At 35.5% G+C, this 18,649-nt stretch carries 12 protein-coding genes and 1 other RNA gene; 2 read left to right on the top strand and 11 right to left on the bottom strand.

The window, feature by feature from the left end; all coding sequences use genetic code 11:
• Positions 1-2 precede the first annotated feature (2 nt).
• From BQ5371_RS04670 to BQ5371_RS04620, 11 genes are all read right to left on the bottom strand, one after another.
• Entirely contained in the window at positions 3-2,057 is a 2,055-nt protein-coding gene (locus BQ5371_RS04670; protein WP_071132752.1) for an oxidoreductase, read from the bottom strand.
• Between the two features lie 234 nt (positions 2,058-2,291).
• On the bottom strand, positions 2,292-3,815 hold the full coding sequence (locus tag BQ5371_RS04665) for an ABC transporter permease/substrate-binding protein (RefSeq protein WP_071132751.1): 1,524 nt from the start codon (positions 3,813-3,815) through the stop codon (positions 2,292-2,294).
• On the bottom strand, positions 3,808-4,548 hold the full coding sequence (locus BQ5371_RS04660) for an ABC transporter ATP-binding protein (RefSeq protein WP_071132750.1): 741 nt from the start codon (positions 4,546-4,548) through the stop codon (positions 3,808-3,810). The genes BQ5371_RS04665 and BQ5371_RS04660 overlap by 8 nt, the downstream gene beginning before the upstream one ends.
• A 208-nt stretch (positions 4,549-4,756) precedes the next feature.
• The gene (locus BQ5371_RS04655; protein ID WP_331462938.1) at positions 4,757-5,017 is read right to left on the bottom strand and encodes a type II toxin-antitoxin system RelE/ParE family toxin; all 261 of its coding nucleotides are present in this window, start codon (positions 5,015-5,017) and stop codon (positions 4,757-4,759) included.
• Complete coding sequence (gene relB, locus BQ5371_RS04650; RefSeq protein ID WP_071132748.1) at positions 5,017-5,238, bottom strand: type II toxin-antitoxin system RelB family antitoxin; 222 nt, start codon at positions 5,236-5,238, stop codon at positions 5,017-5,019. The genes BQ5371_RS04655 and relB overlap by 1 nt, the downstream gene beginning before the upstream one ends.
• A gap of 244 nt (positions 5,239-5,482) precedes the next feature.
• Positions 5,483-12,919: an InlB B-repeat-containing protein gene (locus tag BQ5371_RS04645; protein ID WP_071132747.1), complete on the bottom strand. Its 7,437-nt coding sequence runs from the start codon at positions 12,917-12,919 to the stop codon at positions 5,483-5,485.
• Between the two features lie 345 nt (positions 12,920-13,264).
• Positions 13,265-13,945 carry a DNA alkylation repair protein gene (locus BQ5371_RS04640; RefSeq protein ID WP_331462937.1) on the bottom strand — a complete coding sequence of 227 codons (681 nt, stop codon included), beginning with the start codon at positions 13,943-13,945 and terminating at the stop codon, positions 13,265-13,267.
• A gap of 104 nt (positions 13,946-14,049) precedes the next feature.
• Positions 14,050-14,406: a transfer-messenger RNA gene (gene ssrA / locus BQ5371_RS04635) on the bottom strand.
• Positions 14,407-14,512: 106 nt separating this feature from the next.
• Positions 14,513-14,977, bottom strand: coding sequence for an SsrA-binding protein SmpB (smpB, locus tag BQ5371_RS04630; protein ID WP_071132746.1), 465 nt, complete (start codon positions 14,975-14,977; stop codon positions 14,513-14,515).
• A 21-nt stretch (positions 14,978-14,998) separates the two neighbouring features.
• Entirely contained in the window at positions 14,999-15,520 is a 522-nt protein-coding gene (gene lepB, locus BQ5371_RS04625; protein WP_071132745.1) for a signal peptidase I, read from the bottom strand.
• Positions 15,521-15,524: 4 nt separating this feature from the next.
• Positions 15,525-16,535 (bottom strand): RluA family pseudouridine synthase, encoded by a 1,011-nt coding sequence (locus BQ5371_RS04620; protein WP_071132744.1) that lies wholly within the window; start codon positions 16,533-16,535, stop codon positions 15,525-15,527.
• Positions 16,536-16,673: 138 nt separating this feature from the next.
• On the opposite strand from BQ5371_RS04620, the gene BQ5371_RS04615 reads away from it, so the two are divergent.
• On the top strand, positions 16,674-17,111 hold the full coding sequence (locus BQ5371_RS04615) for a hypothetical protein (RefSeq protein ID WP_071132743.1): 438 nt from the start codon (positions 16,674-16,676) through the stop codon (positions 17,109-17,111).
• A 74-nt stretch (positions 17,112-17,185) separates the two neighbouring features.
• Positions 17,186-18,622, top strand: coding sequence for a nicotinate phosphoribosyltransferase (locus BQ5371_RS04610; RefSeq protein WP_071132742.1), 1,437 nt, complete (start codon positions 17,186-17,188; stop codon positions 18,620-18,622).
• Positions 18,623-18,649: the final 27 nt, after the last annotated feature.

The following is an 18,649-nucleotide window of genomic DNA, read 5'->3' as shown; positions in this document are numbered from 1 at the left end:
TCCTAAATTTTCATTGCCACTTCGTAGGCTTCCCAAATTACCGTCCTTAAATTTCCAACTTTTTTACAATCTCCGACCAACTTTGCTTCCTTTGAATCTTTAACTAAAGGATTTGGAACATATCCTGTTGAGCTTATAACAGAATCGCAGTCGATTGAAAAATCTTTCCCATTTTTATCTTGGCAAATAATTTTATTATCCTGAACTTCTTTAAGCCCTGTCTCAAGGTATACTGGGATTTTGTTTAATTCAAACCATTCACGAAGATATGAGCTGTTTGCAAGGCATACTCCCGTCTGAGAAATTAAGTCATCCTTCATCTCAACGATTATTGGTTTTTTGCCCTGAAGTGCAAGTTCGTAAGCAATTTCACAGCCTGTAAGCCCTCCCCCTATAATTGCAACCTTTTCTCCTACTTCCTTGCCAAGCAGGTATTCACACGCTTCAATCATCTTTTCATGTCCTTTTATCTTGCTTAGGACGCGAGGTTTTGCTCCTGTTGCGATAACTATTTCCATTCCGTCAAACCTTGAAAGGTCTGTAATCTCCTCATTTAGATGAATCTCTATATCCATTTCCTTCATCTGACGCTCATACCATTTAAGCAAATCCCTAAGTTTTCCCTTATAGCTTTCACTGCTTGCAGCAATAAAGGTTCCACCAAGCAAGCCTGTTTTCTCATAAATTACTGGCTCATGACCTCTCAATTTAAGAACTCTCGCCACTTCCATTCCACCGATGCCTGCTCCTATTATAATTACCTTCTTAGGAGTATCCGTCTTTTTAATATAATGCTTGTCAGTCTGCATGGTTTCTGCATTGACAGCACATCTCGCAAGATGCAAGCTATCTTCAAGTGGCTGGTCGTTAGGTACACCTTTATAATGGCACATATTAAAGCAACCATTATGGCATAAAATGCAAGGTCTAATATCTTCCTTCCTATCTTCTTTGAGTTTTGTTATCCATTCCTGATCAGCGAGGAAATTTCTAGCAAAACCTGCTCCGTCAAGTTTTCCAGATTCAATTGACTTAGCTGCCGTGTAAGGGTCCATTCTTCCTGCACATACTACCGGAATATCCACAAATTTACTTATATGTTCTACATCATTAAGATTGCAATTCTCAGGCATATAGATTGGTGGGTGTGCCCAGTACCAAGCGTCATATGTACCATTGTCGCAGTTAAGCATATCATATCCGGCTTCCTCTAAATATTTTACAGCCTTCTCGGATTCCTCCATATCACGACCTGCTTCGATATAATCTTCACCCGGTAGTGCTCCCTGTCTAAATCCTTTTGTCTTTGAAATAACGCTATACCTAAGCGACACAGGGAAATCCTTTCCGCAGACCTTTTTTATCGCTTTTACAATGTCTACAGCAAAACGGTATCGATTTTCAAATGAGCCTCCATACTCGTCATCTCTCTTATTTATATATTTCAGTGTGAATTGGTCAAGTAGGTATCCCTCATGGACCGCATGAATTTCAACACCATCGACTCCAGCTTCTTTTAACTTCTTTGCTGTCTTCGCAAAAGCAAGAACAAACTCATAAATTTCTTCTTTTGTCATCTCTCTTGATGGCACCTTGTCAGACCAGCGGTTAGGAGATGGGCTAGGTGCTGCAGTTATCTTGTCGAGATCCATTACGGGTTTTGATATAAATCTCAAGAATTTATTCGTATAAAGCGTTTCCATCATCTTGCTTATAGTAAAAGAGCGACCAAAGCCGGCAGTTAATTGAATAAATAGCTTTGCTCCTGTCTTATGAAATTCAGGCATCCACTTTGCAAGATCCTTATACATCTGATCATTTTTATAAAGCCACTGCCCAAACATCGGATTATATATCGGTTGGCAGCCTGGCAAAAGAAGCCCTGCATTGTTCTTTGCAACCTCCATAAGAAATTCAGCTCCAGCTTTGTCGAAATGATTTTTTTCCATCCAGCCAAAAATATTGGTTCCACCCATGGATGTTAAAACGAAGCGATTTTTGATTTCACAATTTCCAATCTTCCATGGTGTAAATAAAGGCTCTAATTGCTTATCCATAATGCACTCCTTTTCTAAAAAACACTAACTTTTTCTATATTTTCCTATATCTTAATCTTTGCCCTAATCATATCCAATTTATGTACCTTTTTCAATACAATTTACTCTTTTAAAAAAATAAGAGAGCAAGCTCTCTTATCATTTTTGGGGTTTCGATTCCCCAAACTTTTATTTTTTGCAAGTTTGGGGTATGTACTCCCTAAACTTTTGTTTTTTTCAAATTTGGGGTATTGATTACCTAAACTTTTTAATTAGCTTCTGTTTTATTAGATATTCCCTTGCAACCTCATTCGCAGATTTACCATTTACATCGACTTCATAATTCATCTTAGCCATCTCTTCTGAGCTTATCCTGCCACTTAGTTTTGACAAAACCTCTTTTAATCTCGGATATTTGATGAGCGTATCCTCACGCATTATCGGTGCAACCTGATATGGCGGAAATAGATTTCTGTCATCTATTAATACCTTTAAATCATTTGTTATTATTTGACTATCAGTTGAATAAACATCTGTTAAATCAATTGACCCATTTGATATTGCCCTATATCTAAGAGCTGGTTCCATTGTCTTAACATCTAGATTTAAATCATAGTCTTTTTTTAATCCTAGATTTCCATCTTCTCTATCATTAAATTCTAAAGTAAATCCCGCAATTGCTTTATTTTCTACTTTTTTTAAATCTGTGATTTTTTCAAGATTATTATCTATGGCATAATCTTTTCTCACTGCTAGTGCATATGTGTTTTGAAATTTACTGGGTTTTAGATAGACGAGTTTGTCCTGTTCAAATATCTTATCTCTTGCAATCCTATATACTTCTTTCTCGTCATTTGAATTAAGTTTTGTATTTTCTTTTAAAAGTGAACTTATTACCGTGCCCGTATATTCAGGATATATATCGATGCTCCTTGACTTTAGTGCTTCATATAAAAAACTTGTTTTCCCAAAATTGGGCTTAATTTCAACATCAATATCCATCTCATCTTCTATAAGTTCTTTATACATATTGATAATAATTTCTGGCTCTGCACCAAGCTTTCCTGCTATAACTATTTTATTCTGCCCCATTCTGGCAAAGGGAATAAGGCTTGCCATTGTTAATGATATTACTATGAGAATTGAAATAAAAATTATCCTCGGCTTTTTATTTTGTAATATCCTTATTAGTATTCCAAATATGATTGCAAGCAAGGCTGATGAAATAGCACCGATAAGTATTAATGATGAATTATTTCTATCGATACCCAGTAGAATAAAAGAGCCAAGCCCTCCTGCTCCAACTAGGGCTGCAAGTGTTGCAGTTCCAATAATCATGATTGCTGAGGTTCTCACTCCAGACATGATAACGGGCATGGCAAGGGAGAGCTTATATTTTTTTAATTTCTCCCATTCAGTCATGCCAAATGCTGTTCCTGCTTCTTCAAGCGAAGGGTCAATCTCAGAAAAACCGGTTGAAGTTCCCTGATATATTGGAAATATTGCATAAACTATCAGAGCTATAACTGCAGGAAGCTTGCCTATTCCAACTAATGGTATAAAAAGACCTAGGAGTGCAAGGGAGGGTATGGTCTGAAAAATGCCTGTTATCTGGAGTATAAATTCATTAACCCTTTTCTTATTTGTAAAAAATATTGCCAAAGGTACAGCAATTATAACTGCGATAACTAGGGATAGCATTGAAATTTGAAGATGCTCAAATAGAGCTATAAACCACTCCGATTTTCTCTCTGTAAATGTTCTAATCAAATCATTCATAGCCTATCTCACTTTCATTACCTAAGAACTTGCTAACAAATTTGTTCTCAGGATTTTTAACTATTTCTTCAGGAGTAGCAATCTGAATTACCTTACCCTCTTTCATAAAGCAGATTCTATCTGCCAGCTTTATAGCTTCACTCATGTCATGTGTGACAAATACGGTTGTTATCTTATACTCATCATGAAGTTCTTTTATCAAATCCTGAAGATTAATCCTACTTATTGGATCTAGTGCAGAAAATGGTTCGTCCATAAGTAAAATTTCAGGACCCGAAATTATCGCTCTTAATATTCCAACCCTTTGCTTTTCTCCTCCTGATAATTCTTCTGGAAATCTATCCTTATATTTATTTGGCTCAAGTCCTACTTTATTTAAAAGAAAATCTATTTTTTCATCTATTATTTCTCTATCCATTTTTTTCATTTCAGGTATAAGTGAGATGTTTTCAAAAACAGTAAGATTAGGAAAAAGTGCAATTTCTTGTAAAACATAACCAATTTTAAGCCTAAGTTCCCTCAAATTATAATCTTTCAATTTTTTATTATTAAAAAAAATATCTCCGTCTGTCTGTTCAATCAATCTATTAATGAGTTTTAAACTTGTCGTCTTTCCACTTCCACTAGGTCCAACAATTACAAAAAATTCTCCCTTTTCAATATTAAAATTGAGATTATCAAGAACCTTTCCACTTTCAGGATATTCCATTGACACATTTTTATAAGAAATCATTTTAGCCATCTCCTTTTATATTATGATTATAATATATTTTATGGGCTGTTACATGAATTTATTGTTTTAGATTGTATTTTAAAATTTTTATCTTATTTTTATATAAAAAAACACGGAATTAACCGTGATTTTTCATATCTTAAATTCAATCTGCTCTGATATTATCATATATAATTTTTTATATTTTTTTAACTTTTTAAACTAGCATTTAATAAATATTTCTCCTGTGTCCAATGGATAAGGCAAGTATAATTAACTCCTCATCCCTTATATCGCATATAATTCGATAGTTGCCCACTCTATATCGCCACTCTCCACTTCGATTTGCCGTAAGTCCTTTGCCCTTTATTCTAGGATTATCGCAGTTTTCTAGGTTCTTCCCTAGCCAAGTTAAAATCAACTTCTGTGTGCCTTTATCGAGCTTCTTTAATTGTTTTATTGCCCTTTCACTATATTTTAAAGTGTACATTATTCAATACCTAAGATTCTGCACACTTCTTCGTGAGAGTAGGAAATTGGATTTTTGTCATACTCCTCTAGTGCTTCACGATATACAGCTAGGTCATATTCATCTTCTATTTTTTCAAAAACAGCAGTTCTAAATAGTTCAGATAGCGAAATATTATTTGTCTTTGCATAAGACCTAAACAATTTTTCATCTTGAGGATTTAATCTTACTGAAATAGCCATAATATATTTTCCTCCTTTGTGTATTTCATTGTAATACACACTGTTATAGTTGTCAAATTTTCATCTTCTGTAGAAAATACTAAAATATGTAAAAAGCCTCTTTAATCCATTCGGATAAAGAGGCTTCGCTATGATTAAGTACCTGCCTAAATCACAGTTTTAATAATGGTTTTGATGGCTAAGTTTAATAGCCATGTTGATAGCAAACTTAATAATGGTTTAAATAACGGTTTAAATTATAGCTCTAATTATTGCTATCATTTTTTCTTCTTTTGCCTAGGATAGCGAGGAGCAGAGCTATTCCCAAGGTGCCTAGATATAAGAATCCATTAGAAGTGCTATCGCCTGTAGTTGGTGAATTTTTACCACCATTTGTCGAAGTACTTCCGTCCGGCTTGATAGGCTTAGAAGCTACTGTTACAAATGCCCTTGCTTCTGTTACAGCACCATTCTTATCGGTTAATCTAAAGACAATCTCATATTTTCCAAGTTTGTCTTTATCAAATCCACCTGTGGAAACAATCTCAACCTTATCAATTAGATTTCCGTCCTCTTGGTCGTCAGCCTTAACAATCAGAGTTTTTAAATCTAAGTCGTCTCCCTTTGTGATTGTAATATCCTTAACTTTTAAGTTAGGATCCTTATTCCAAACCGCATAAATTGTAGTATCCTTATCAAATTTATGATTTGCTTTGGTATCAAATGTATCATTATCCACTTTCCAATTTAGGAAGTTCCAGTGTTCAAGTCCCTCAGGATCGTCTATCTGTAGTCCTATTTCAACCTTAGGATTTACATAGAAAATCTTCTTCTTTGAATCCTTAGCATGGTCAGTTGGATCTACTACAACTTTAACATAATTATCAGGTGTATCAGGCGTTCTATTGCCATTTCCATCTGCAGGATAGATATTATCCTTAACGATTACAGGAATGTCTACTGTTGTTCCAGAGCCATCTTTATATATAATTTCTACCGTAGTCTTTGTCTTACCAGGCTTTGTTACATCAGGAACTGTGATAACTTTTATCTTATCTATCTCCTTACCCTTAGGCGGAACAAGTTTTTTGATGTAGTCATTATTTTCAGGCGTCTTTCCTACATATGTTTCGACTTCGCTAATCTTAGGATCAAGATCTTCGATAGGTGTCATCTCTCGTGAGTATCTTGCTGTAACCTTTGTAACCTTTTCTGTGAACTTATTAGGGCTTGTCATATTAATTTTTTCATCGCCCTTGGTCCACTTTTCAAAGGTCCAATTATCTTCAGGCACAGGGTCCTTGTCAAGTATCGTAACTTCCTTATTTGGATTTACCCAGAATGTGCGAACTGACTTTTCTCCGTCCTTTAGCTTTGCCTTATTAGTATAATCTACAATTACCTGAACGAAGTAATCAGGAACATTTGGCTTGTCCTTACCTGTTTGCTCTACTACATCAGGTACGAAGACAGCCTTTATTACATTTTCATTCTCTGTAAATTTATATCTGTCAGGCAAGCTGTATGGCTTCTCATCATTATTCCCTTCCTTAAGTACCCAGCCTGTAAATACCTTATCAGTTGCAGGCGAAGGATCTTTGCCTGGGATTTTTACTAAAGCCTTAGGATTTACATAGTAGAATTTCTTTTGTGAATCTACCGCGTCCTTTGTTGGATCAAGCTCTACCTTAACAAATCCATCAGGAACATAATTAGGTTTATCACCAGAGGTCTTAGCCTCATAAATGTTCTTATTAACATTTATAGGAATTTCAACAATCTTAGAGACTCCATCTATTGTTACCTTTGCTTTTATGCTCTCTTTACGGCTTGGATTATTTCCATCATCCTTCTCCTTGAGCTTTTCGTAGAGTACCTTTTCAAGGTCATCATATTTCTTCCATGTGTCAGTATTACCGTCACCAAATTCGACTTTAGCTCCGTCAGGAATTCCCTCAAGTTTGCCATCTTTGTTCTCAATCTTGATGCCTTTTCTTAAATCATCTTCACTAGGAATAAAATTATTTATCCACTTATCTCCATCCTTGAGTGACTCAGTTACAGTTATTCCGGTAGATTTGATATTAGGTACTGGAGTAATTATTCCCGCATCTATGACCTTCTTATATTTTGCTATAAATACTGTCTCATCCTTGAACTGATGCTTATCTTTCACATCGAATACTTTATCATCAGCTTCAAAGTGCCACTCCTTAAATACATAATCGGTCTTTCTTCCGTCTACTATAACCGCTTTCTTTCCTTTAGGTTCTGTAATAGGTAGCTCTACTTCTTTCTTAGGATTTACCCAGTAGATAACTTCTTTGCTATCTTCTGCCTTATCCGTAGGCTTAAATACTACCTTTACATAATTATCAGGAACATCAGGCTTGTCATTTCCGGTCTGCTCTACATAATCAGGAAGAACTTTAACATCAACATTAATCTTATATGTTGCACCATCTTCATATATAACTTCAATTAACTCTTTGAAATTACCTGATTCCTTTGTTGTTACCCTTTTATCAATAGGATTAACAATCTTTACAGCCTTAATCTTTCTCAGCTCTTTGCCATTTTTGTCCTTAGGCGGAGTTATAGCCTTTTCATAATCATCAACAGTCAGAGTATCTCCGATATTCTTAACTATCTGCTTTGCCTCAGGCTTAAGAGGAATAATCGGCGTAGCAGGAGTTTCATAAGAAGCGATTATCTCTGTGTCCTTAGGAATATTTTGTAACTTAGATAAGTCAACCTCCACTCTTCCTGTAGGATTATCCTCTGTAATCTTTGTCTTATCTATATAATACCAGCCTTTAAAAGTATGCTTATCAATTGGCGTAGGGTCTTTCTCAGGTATTATAACCTTAGCCTTAGGATTTACATAATAAACCTTCTTAGTCTTATCCTTTGCCAAATCTGTAGGATTTACTGTAACTTTTACATAATCCTTTAGCTCCTCATTATTCTTGACAACATCAGGCTTTTCTCCATCATTTAGACTGCGATAAACATTCTTAAATACCTTTATAGGAATATTTACTATAGTCTTTCTACCATCTTCAAAGCTTACCTCAGCCTTGATATTAAATGTCCTTGGCTGGTCGTCAGCTACAGGCTTTCCATCTTCCTTTAGATTATTATAGATCTCATTATCAGAGGTTATTATCTTATATGACTTATAACCATCCTTCTTCATTATATCTTTAAGAGCTTCATCGTACTTATCCTTAGTAGGCACGAAGTTATTAATCCACCCGCCTTGACCGTCCTTAGATGATTCAAATGCAGGAATGGTATTTGCTGTAAGAATAGGATCTATAGGTGTCCCTTTCAAATTGTATTTAGCAACGATTGTTGTGACTTTATCAGTGAACTTATCTTCTATCTTTTCACCCTTAGTCCATACCTTATCCTTGTTTTCAACCTGCCATTCCTTAAACTGCCAACGCTGTTTAATTCCAAAGGCATTTGTAATAGGATTTCCATTCTTATCCTTTATAACTGCACCCTTAGGTTCTTTTACTGGAATTACAACCTGTTTTTCCGGATTGACCTTGAAATGCAATTTCTTATCACCGGTGTATTGGTTATCATTAACATCCGCGTCAGCCCTATCAGTAGTATCGACATAAACATCTACGAAATAATCTTGAACCTTTTCTTTACCAGTCTTTATCTCGATTACATCACTGATAGGCTTAAACTTAGCAGTAAATGTATAATCCTGTCTTATAACTGTATTTTTATCAAGCAGTCTTGAATCATTCCATTCAACAAACTTAGCATTAGGATCTGGTGTAATTACTGGTGCCTTTAGCGTTCCGCCAATATTTTGCTCTGGTGGAACCTCAATATTTTTAAACTCAAGACCGTCAATTACATCATATACTACTTCTTTAATCTTCTTTCCATCAGCATCTACTCCAAATGAGCCATCCCTATCAGCTTTGAATACAACTCTGTGGTATCCGTCAGGAGTTATAGCATCACTTGTTTTACGCTTAATTACACGAACATCTTGATAATAGAAATTAACCTCGTCTGATTTAATTCCATTAATTCCTTCCATTTCATTATCAGCATTAATATCATAGAAAAGCTGTCTTTGTGGCGTGCTTATTATCTTCCAGCCCGGTATCTCTCTATAATTTACTGAATCATAATCCGTGCATCCGCTTGTAACTTCTTCAGTATCTATTATCTTGAAGCTACCAGCTGGCATATTACCTATTGCAGGCAGTTTTTCAGCATCTTTTTCAGTTGTGCTTAAATAATTAACCTTATAATGTCTCTTCGTAAAATCTCTATAGAAGAATTTGAATATATTATTTTCAACATTAGGATTAGCTACTTCCTTGCCAGCTTTCTTAAGGGTCTTTGGTTCAACCTTTAATTCCTGACTATATGTATTATGTCTACCGGTTTTATCTACATATTCTTTGTACTCGCTTGACTTCCTCTCTAATTTCTCCCATTCAGCCTTAGGAATTGTCAGCTTAGTTTGACCCTGATATTTAGCAATAGCTTCAGCATATTCTCCAACTCTTCTATTAGGAACAGTTAAAGGTTTTCTCTCATCTTTCTTCTCTTTGAAATTCTCATCGAGGAAAATATGAATTGCCGGAATATCAACTAGGTCATTCTTAACCCATATAGCCTTTAGATAGCTATCTTCAACCACTTCATTTCCAAAAGCATATAGTTCAGGGACATCATATTTATCAACAAATGATGTGTCTACTGAGCCGTCTTTATTATGCCTTACAAGTTCCCAGCCTAGGAAATCATATCCCTTTCTCTTAGGCTCAGGTGGATATTTAATGCTCATTCTGCTCTTAACACTAAATACCTGTACATCTCCCTCGTTACCAAGCTTCTTAGGAAGTGAATAAGTAAGATTATCTACAGATGTTTTAATCATTTCGCCATCTTTAAATGCAGCAATATCAAGAGGATCTAGGTCCTTGAGTGTTCCGCCATTAGGATCGAATTTCACCTTATAGTTCTTATCAGGCTCACCCCATTTTGCATAAAGAACTATATCATAATTAGGCATATTAGCGTCAGCATCGCCAAGCTTAGCCTTTAATTCTTTTATTTCATTCTGTATTTTGAATTTCTTATCTTTATCCTTAGAATTCTTAGCAAGTTCTTCATACTTATCAGCAATTTCAGCCTCAAGTTTTTCAGCTGGCTCAATGGTATCTTTAATCAATTTGGTGCCCTGAGGGTCCATTGCCCATCCCTTGAATACAAAGTCTTCAGGCACATTGGCAGGTCTATCTGCCTCAGTGAGCTTATATTTTTCATCAAGATTTAGTTTTCTTAGAGGCATATCATAGTATACATCAGAAACAGTTGCATCTTTACCACTTGCAAGCTTTTTCTTTGCAAGCTCAGATTGTTCATTTATATCTGACGAATCCGTATCAAGATATATCTTGTATTTCTCACGCTCATATGTAAATGCAAAGCGGTATTTAGGAATATCTTTGAAAGGAACACCATTTATTCCATTCTGAGCAATAGGATCAAAGAATGACTTCTCATTATTTTTTCTATTTTTTTCATATTCATCTAATTTATTGCCAAGCTCATCAAAAGACTCTTTCGAGAGATCCTCCGTATATCCTGTTTTCATTTCAGGGCGCAGTAACGCATCTTCTACAGGATTAATTCCCTCATACTTAGGCTTAAATCCTACAATACCCGGAGAAGGATATTCGTATGGAACGATTGTGTCAATTTTGGTATATGACATATCAGGATCGTAGTGTAACGCACCATCGATGCCCTCAAACAAATATTCCATATAATATATAGCGAATTGATACTCTGCACTTGAACAAGGGCCAAGAGAAATAGTTCTTTCAGGTAATTTTTCTCCTGTTGAAGTTGAGTGAGTTGCAGGCGTTACAGCTGGGTCTAGTTCAGTAAAATCTCTATCTATAAAATCCTTTGATGTTAGCCAGTACGGCGGAGTGTCAAGATATAGACTTTGGTCGAGATTTCCATTATTTTCTGAATTTAACTGCCAGCCTATAAAACTCATATTTGGATCAAAGTCAATTCCACCTTCCCCTATGAGCCACATATCGTTAGGCCATTTTTTCATTCTCTCGCCAAACTTAGCTTTAAATTTATATGGATTGTTCACGTCCTTAGTAGAATCATATTTTGTTCCATCAGGAAGTACCATCTTTGCTTCTTTAGCTGGGAAACCTGCCTCAGGTTCATCTATACAGAATTTTTCAAATAGCATTGTATATGTCTGGCGATCGTAGTAGATATTATATGTGGTTCTACCGTCAGGCTGAACCTTCTTAGACATAGCAAGATTTGTCCCGTCATCTTGCTTAACCTTCTCTGTATTTTCTTTAATTATCTTGTCTTCATTTCTTACATAGTATTTATTTAACTCTTTTACTTTAGCATCTTCGGTTAAAGACTTATCTATTTCTGGAAATTTAATTCCAGAAGGCATCATAAGTGATAGATCAGGTCTAGTCCCAGTATCAGCATCTTTAACAATCTTAGCTCCTATGTAATCATATCCTACCGAGTCAGCCTTCTCTGTCCAGAATTGAATTGTGTAATTTGCCTTAGGCTCGTCTTTCCATAAAGCCGTAAATTTAATGTCGCGAGCAGGCATAGCATCCTTGATTCCATCTTTGAAATCCTTCATGTCGAACTTTGTATTTTTAGGCAAGGTTTTAATATTGCCACTAGCATCTTTGTAATTTAAGTCCGTATCCGACATCCAGCCTTCAAATATACCGCCGACTTTCTTCGGTTTTACATTCAGATTAGGTATTGTCTGTCCATAGTAAAGCTTCTGTGAAGGAATATCACTTCCACCCTGCATATCATACTTAATTGCAAACGAGTCCCTGTTATACCTATATTCGATAATTATGTCATCTCTATTATCAGGTACTCTGGTCTTGATTACTGTTTTTTCAGGGATATATCCCTTTCTATCTCTTTCATTAAGTGGATGCACAGTAATCTCAGAACCTACAAGCCCTGTTTCCGTTGTATATCTTATTTCAGTTTCTCCATCTTTAAGACCATATTTGTTCTTATCATATAAGTCTTGGAAGATATGTTTTACCCTAACAGTGCTCTCGATAGGTTCATAAATGTATGGTTTGACTCCAATCCATTTGTAGGTCCCTGGCTTCATCTTTCCTATGTCTTGTGCGTATTTCTTTACATAGTCGTAATTAATATCCGTAGATTTCGTAGGGCTGGTATATCCGTCTATCTCAGGGAGATCTACTATCTTCTTTATCTTTTTCTTATCAGCCTCAGTCAAAACATTACGAACATTACCCTTGTAATCCTTATAAGTATATTGATCATCTCCTACAGTTGCCTCATAAGGATTATAAAGATGAACGAGTTCATCATCCTTATTTGCCTTGTATTCAGCCTTAATATTGTAAAGCATAGGCATAGCAGAATTCTTAATTTGAGCATTTGCTTCTTCCTTAGTAGCCGGATCCTTTCCAAAATCAGCGGGATTGTCAGCAGGCTCCTTATTTAAGAACTTTGCCTTCTCATCGGGTATCTTGTCATAATTAAAATCTGAACCCGCAAAAACATTGAGTGGCAAGGAGGTCATAATCATCATAATCGTCAAGATTAAAACCACTGCCCTCCTTAGTTTTACATTTGCAATTCTCACAAAATCCATACCTTCTCCTTATAATTAACCTTATAAATAAATTGACTTTTTACATCATTTGTCATCACTCGACATATAAATCCTAGCCGTAAAATCTACCCAGTATGAGCAGATTAAATCATTACTGTAATAGTATAATTTTTAGAAAGATAATTCAATATATTATTAAAAAAAGAACATGAAAAAATGCTCTTTTTTGCAAAAAATTTTTGATTAAATTCTGAATTAAATTATATCTATTTTATTTTTTTCGCTCCCTCTATATATACTTATATATTTTCTCTACATATCCTCCATATTTCCTTTGTATTTCCTCTGTATTTTTTCTGTGTTTTGTTAGTATTTTGTTTGTAATTATTTCTTTAATCTTTTTAAAAATTCCTTTTGCTCTCTTGTAATTCTCCTGCTTTCACGGGCTTTTTGTATTGTCTTATTTTGGATAAAAGTATCAAGTTTTTTCTCTGTCAAAACTTTGATCGTTTCTTCCCACTGTTTAGACAAAGCCGTTGCAAAAAACCAAGCAATCATCATCTGTAAATAGTATTCATCTGTTTTTATTGACAATGGAATTTCAAGATATTCTTTTTTAAAATCATCGCCTAGAAAATGACTCATGAGCATCTCAAGTCCAAATCTAGCAGTATATGTAGGCTTTGATTTTGACCACCTTCTTATATCGCTTATCAATTCTTTTCTATTTTCTTTTTTCCTAAAAACCTTTGGTGAAATAATATCGCAAACCGCCCAGTTGTCAATGAATGGAAGAAATCTATCAAGCTCCTTTATGGTGGATGTATAGTCCTTAATCTCTGAAATTAACAGCCCGTGCAATATATTTTCGTCATAATAATAGTGAGGTAAGTCAGCCAAAAATTCCTTAGCTTCTTCCTCTCTAATTTCTTTGACGAGTTTTCTTGCCTTAGGTATTCTAACTCCGATAATTCTTTCCCTTGAAATATTTGGCACCAATTTACTCTGAAAATCAGCATATTCTTTGTCCTCGAGTTCTATGAGTTTATCCCTTATTGACATCATAATTTACCTCTTTTGGTTTTTTGTTATGTTTTATATGTAATGGTATTTTGGCTATGCTTACTAAATAAAAATCAAACCGCTGAAAATTCAGCGGTTATTTCTTATGGTGGAGATGATGGGACTCGAACCCATGTCCAAAAATATTTCCGAAGGACTTTCTACGAGCGTATCTGATTCTTTGATATTCGCCTTCCGAGCGTCAATTCAGCAGACTTCCGGTTAGCTATCTCGTTAATACTCCTATGCTACCGAGAAATCACATAAGAGTTTCCTGCATATCCTGTAAGACTCGCTTCCTGCAGGCGAAAAACGGCTTACTCGCTGTGCTGTAATTAAGCAGCTAGTGCGAAATTGTTGTTGTTATTTTTAGCGTTTATATTTAACGGCCGCTTTTAGCGTGGACTCGGCTCCACGACTCGCTTATCCTTGTTCCATACCCCTGTCGAAACCGGTGCATCCCCATATTTAATTGTAAATTACATTTCACTTCAGTTTTTATATTTCGCTGAAATTATATTTTGACTCTATGTGCATTATAATATGCGATTATGCTATTTTCAAGTTGATTTAGTGACGCTTTATCGCTCTATCCATCTTCCTCTTTGCATCTTTCTTCGCAATTGATTCCCTCTTATCATAATTCTTCTTTCCTCTGCAAACTCCAATTTCAAGCTTTGCTCTGCCATTCTCATCTATGTACATTTCAAGAGGTATAATTGTCACACCTTTTAATTTTATTTTACCTTGAAATCTTGCAATTTCTCTCTTGTGCATCAAGAGTTTTCTCTCACGAAGAGGATCGACATTGTGAATATTCCCTTGTTCATATGGCGAAATGTGCATTCCATATACTATGAGCTCACCCTTTTTATCGATTTTTATATAGCTCTCCTTTATGCTGACTTTTCCCATTCTAACTGACTTTATTTCTGTACCTGTAAGCACAATACCGGCTTCAAGTTTTTCATCTACGAAATAATCATGCCAAGCTTTTTTATTTTTTGCTACTGTCTTTTTATATTTACTGCTCATATCCTTAAAAATACTAAAATATTAAAACCTCTTTATCTTATTAAATGGGAATAATCTAAGTACGGCTTTCCCCTTGATTTGACTCTTTTTAATAGTTCCAACCTCAGGTGACCTGCTGTCAAGGCTGACTACCCTATTATCTCCCATCACGAAATATTCTCCGTCAGGAACCTTTAAATCATCGACGAATCCGGGCGTTATTCCGTCATTTAAATAATCTTCACTATACAATTTCCCATTTATATAAAGATTATTATCCCTTACACTAATCACATCTTCCGGAAGCCCTATCACACGCTTTATCAGTAATTTATCCTTGCCCTTTTCGTCCTTTAGCTTGCTCTGAAAGACTATGACATCACCCCTCTTAGGCATTTTTTTCGCATAAGCTCTCTTGTAAAGGATAACATAATCGTTCGGATTAAATGTAGGCTGCATTGAGGTCTGCTTAACTATAGTAGGCCTAATAAAAAATAAGATAATCGTTGCTAAAACAATCGCTATCAATATATCCTTTAACAAACTCTTCATAAATTCACTCATCTATCTAAACTCTCCTAAGATAATCTTCTATTTTTTTAAACTCATCTGGTAGCTTTGCATCAATAGATTTTCCTGCTAAGTAGCCAAGCCTAACAAATTCATTTCTAATTTCCTCTTTAAATTCTATTCTCGTGCTGTGAAGAAGCTGGGTATTTAAATTGAATTTTTTCTGCAAATAAAGTTCCTTGCCACTATATTTTACATCGCCAATTATCGGATGACCTATGCTTGCTAAATGTGCTCTTATCTGATGCGTTCTTCCTGTAACAAGTTCAACTCTGACAAGGGTCTTATCTCTGAATCTTTCGATAGGTTTAACCACCGTTATAACTTCTTTTCCACTGCTAAGGTCTGAATTTTCAAGGTTTTTATCGATTTTCGGCTTTATAAATACCATATTTGATCTTTCATCTTTATAAAGGTAACCACGAAGAACACTTTCCTCTTCTATAATTCCAATTACAATTGTCTTGTAAAACTTCCTTATAAAATCTCCCTTTATCATGCGATTTAATTCTCGCATTGCCACCGCATTTTTCCCGAAAATAACAAGCCCCGTTGTATTTCTATCAAGCCTATTAGCAGGTGCCGGTGTAAAAGTTCTCTCTCTTGGATTGTAATCTCCTTTTTCAATTAAATAGTCAACCACTTGATTTGCAAGATGATTTTTCTTCTCCTTTGAATCACCATGCGTTAGCAATCCAAAAGGTTTGTTAGCAATCAAAATATTATCATCTTCATATTCAATCTTAAAGTTTCTTCTAGCTCTGCTCCTTATCCTATCTCTCGAATTATCTTTTGCAGTATAGGCTGAGAAAAAATCGTCATTAAGGTAAATGCTTATCAAATCGCCATCTTTGAGCAGATATGATTCGCCTACCCTTTTTCCATTAACCTTAATATCTTTTCGGATAATCTTATAAATTGTACCAAGCGAAGCCCTTTTAAATAATTTCTTTAAAAATCTATCAAGCCTCTGGTCTCCATCATTTTCTCTAATTACTAATTCTTTCATCTTTATCTATTTTAAATTGCTATTTCTCTCGTCACCTGCGGTATTATATCACACCTCGCTACCGTTGCAAAATCATAAATAAATGTGTATAATCATTATCAAATTTGAGATATTTAGCCTGCATGAAAGGGGCTTATGATGAAAAACAAATGGCATAGCATTAATGACCTCGTCTTAGCTTTGATAATTATATTAGCAGTAGCTCTTATTATCCTGTGGAGATTTCATATTCTTATGAAATATCCTGATAAGCTTGCAGAGGGCAATGCAAAAAGAGAAATTGCTATGGAAAATAACAAAGAGCAAGATGATTTAGCTAATAATTCTGCCATAAAAATGGGCACTGCTTTTAAAAATGGAAAGCTTAGAGATGATGTAAATATTACAATTCTCGAAGGCACTGATGAGACCGCTTTTAAGGATATTTTCGACAAGAAGTTATTTGATAATTATGACCAATTCTTAGATGCCTTAAATGCACTTAATCTCACTCTTGACAGTGTTCAGACAGGCACAATGGGCTTTAGCAAGGGAACTTCTGTTGAAACCGTTTTGAAAGACCTTACTACGACATAATTTTAAATCTTTAAATTGACTGTTACCGCACCAAAGAATGGGTGCGGTTCTGTGTATAAAAAAGGAGATATATTATGGAAAATGTTATTAATTTTACCCTGCTTACCGACTTCTATGAGCTTACGATGGCTAATGGATATTTTCATTCAGATGTTCGTGATAAAGAGGCGGTATTTGATATGTTCTTTAGAGAGGTTCCTGATGACGGCGGTTTTGCAATTATGGCAGGTCTAGAGCAGCTCATTAATTATATGAACAATCTTAAATTCAAAGAGGCGGATATAGAATATCTCAGGAGCAAGGGCTGTTTTTCAGAGGATTTTCTTGAATACCTTGAAAATTTCAAGTTTACCTGCGATGTATATGCTGTTCCAGAGGGAACTCCAATATTTCCTCACGAGCCTATAGTTACCGTAAAGGGACCAATTATGCAGGTTCAATTTATTGAAAGTTATCTTCTTCTTACAATTAATCACCAGAGCTTGATAGCTACCAAATCAAATAGAATTGTAAGAGCTGCTCAGGGAAGGCCGGTTATGGAATTTGGTACTAGGCGTGCTCAAGGTGCTTCAGGTGCAATCTACGGTGCTCGTGCCTCTTATATTGCTGGTTGCGTCGGTACTGCCTGCACTATCTGCGATAAGGAATATGGCGTCCCTGCACTTGGAACTATGGCACACAGCTGGATTCAGTCCTTCGATACTGAATATGAAGCCTTTAGAAAATATACGGAGCTTTATCCAGATAACGCAACCTTACTAATTGATACCTATAATGTACTAAGCTCAGGTCTACCTAACGCAATCAAGGTATTTAAAGAGTTAAAGCCAAAAAAGATGGGCGTCAGAATAGACAGCGGTGACATCACATATCTGACAAAGAAGGCAAGACAAATACTTGATGAGAACGGCCTTGAGGACTGCAAGATTGTAATATCAAATTCACTTGATGAGTATCTGATAAGAGATGTAATTCTTGAAGGAGCTGTAATTGACTCATTTGGAGTCGGAGAGAGGTTAATCACTGCAAAGTCCGAGCCTGTATTTGGAGGTGTCTACAAGCTTGCTGCAATTGAGGGAAAAGACGGAAAATTGATTCCTAAGATGAAGATTTCTGAAAATGTGGGTAAGATTACTAACCCCGGCTTTAAAAATGTATATAGATTTTTCGACAACGAGACGGGCAAGGCGATTGCAGATTTGATAACATTAAGAGATGAACCCGCACCAAATGGCGATCCTATTACAATATTTGACCCTGATGCCGTATGGAAGAAAAAGCGTCTTTCAAATTATACAGCAAAGGAGCTTCTCGTAAAAATATTCGACAAGGGAAAATGCGTATATAAAACTCCTTCGCTTAAAGAAATACAGGAATATTGCACTATGCAGCTTGATACGCTCTGGGGTACGATGCTTAGATTTGACAATCCTCAGAAATACTATGTCGATTTATCTAATTCCCTTTGGAATTTAAAGCATGAATTGCTTCACAAATATAATGCTGAATAGAGATTTTGTGAATAAATAAAGTATTGA

It is taken from the genome of Alterileibacterium massiliense, from assembly GCF_900104645.1.
Taxonomy (GTDB): Bacteria; Bacillota; Clostridia; order Peptostreptococcales; family Anaerovoracaceae; genus Alterileibacterium; species Alterileibacterium massiliense.
The sequence above is the reverse complement of the archived record's forward strand: the minus strand, read 5'-3'. Positions and strand labels throughout refer to the sequence as shown.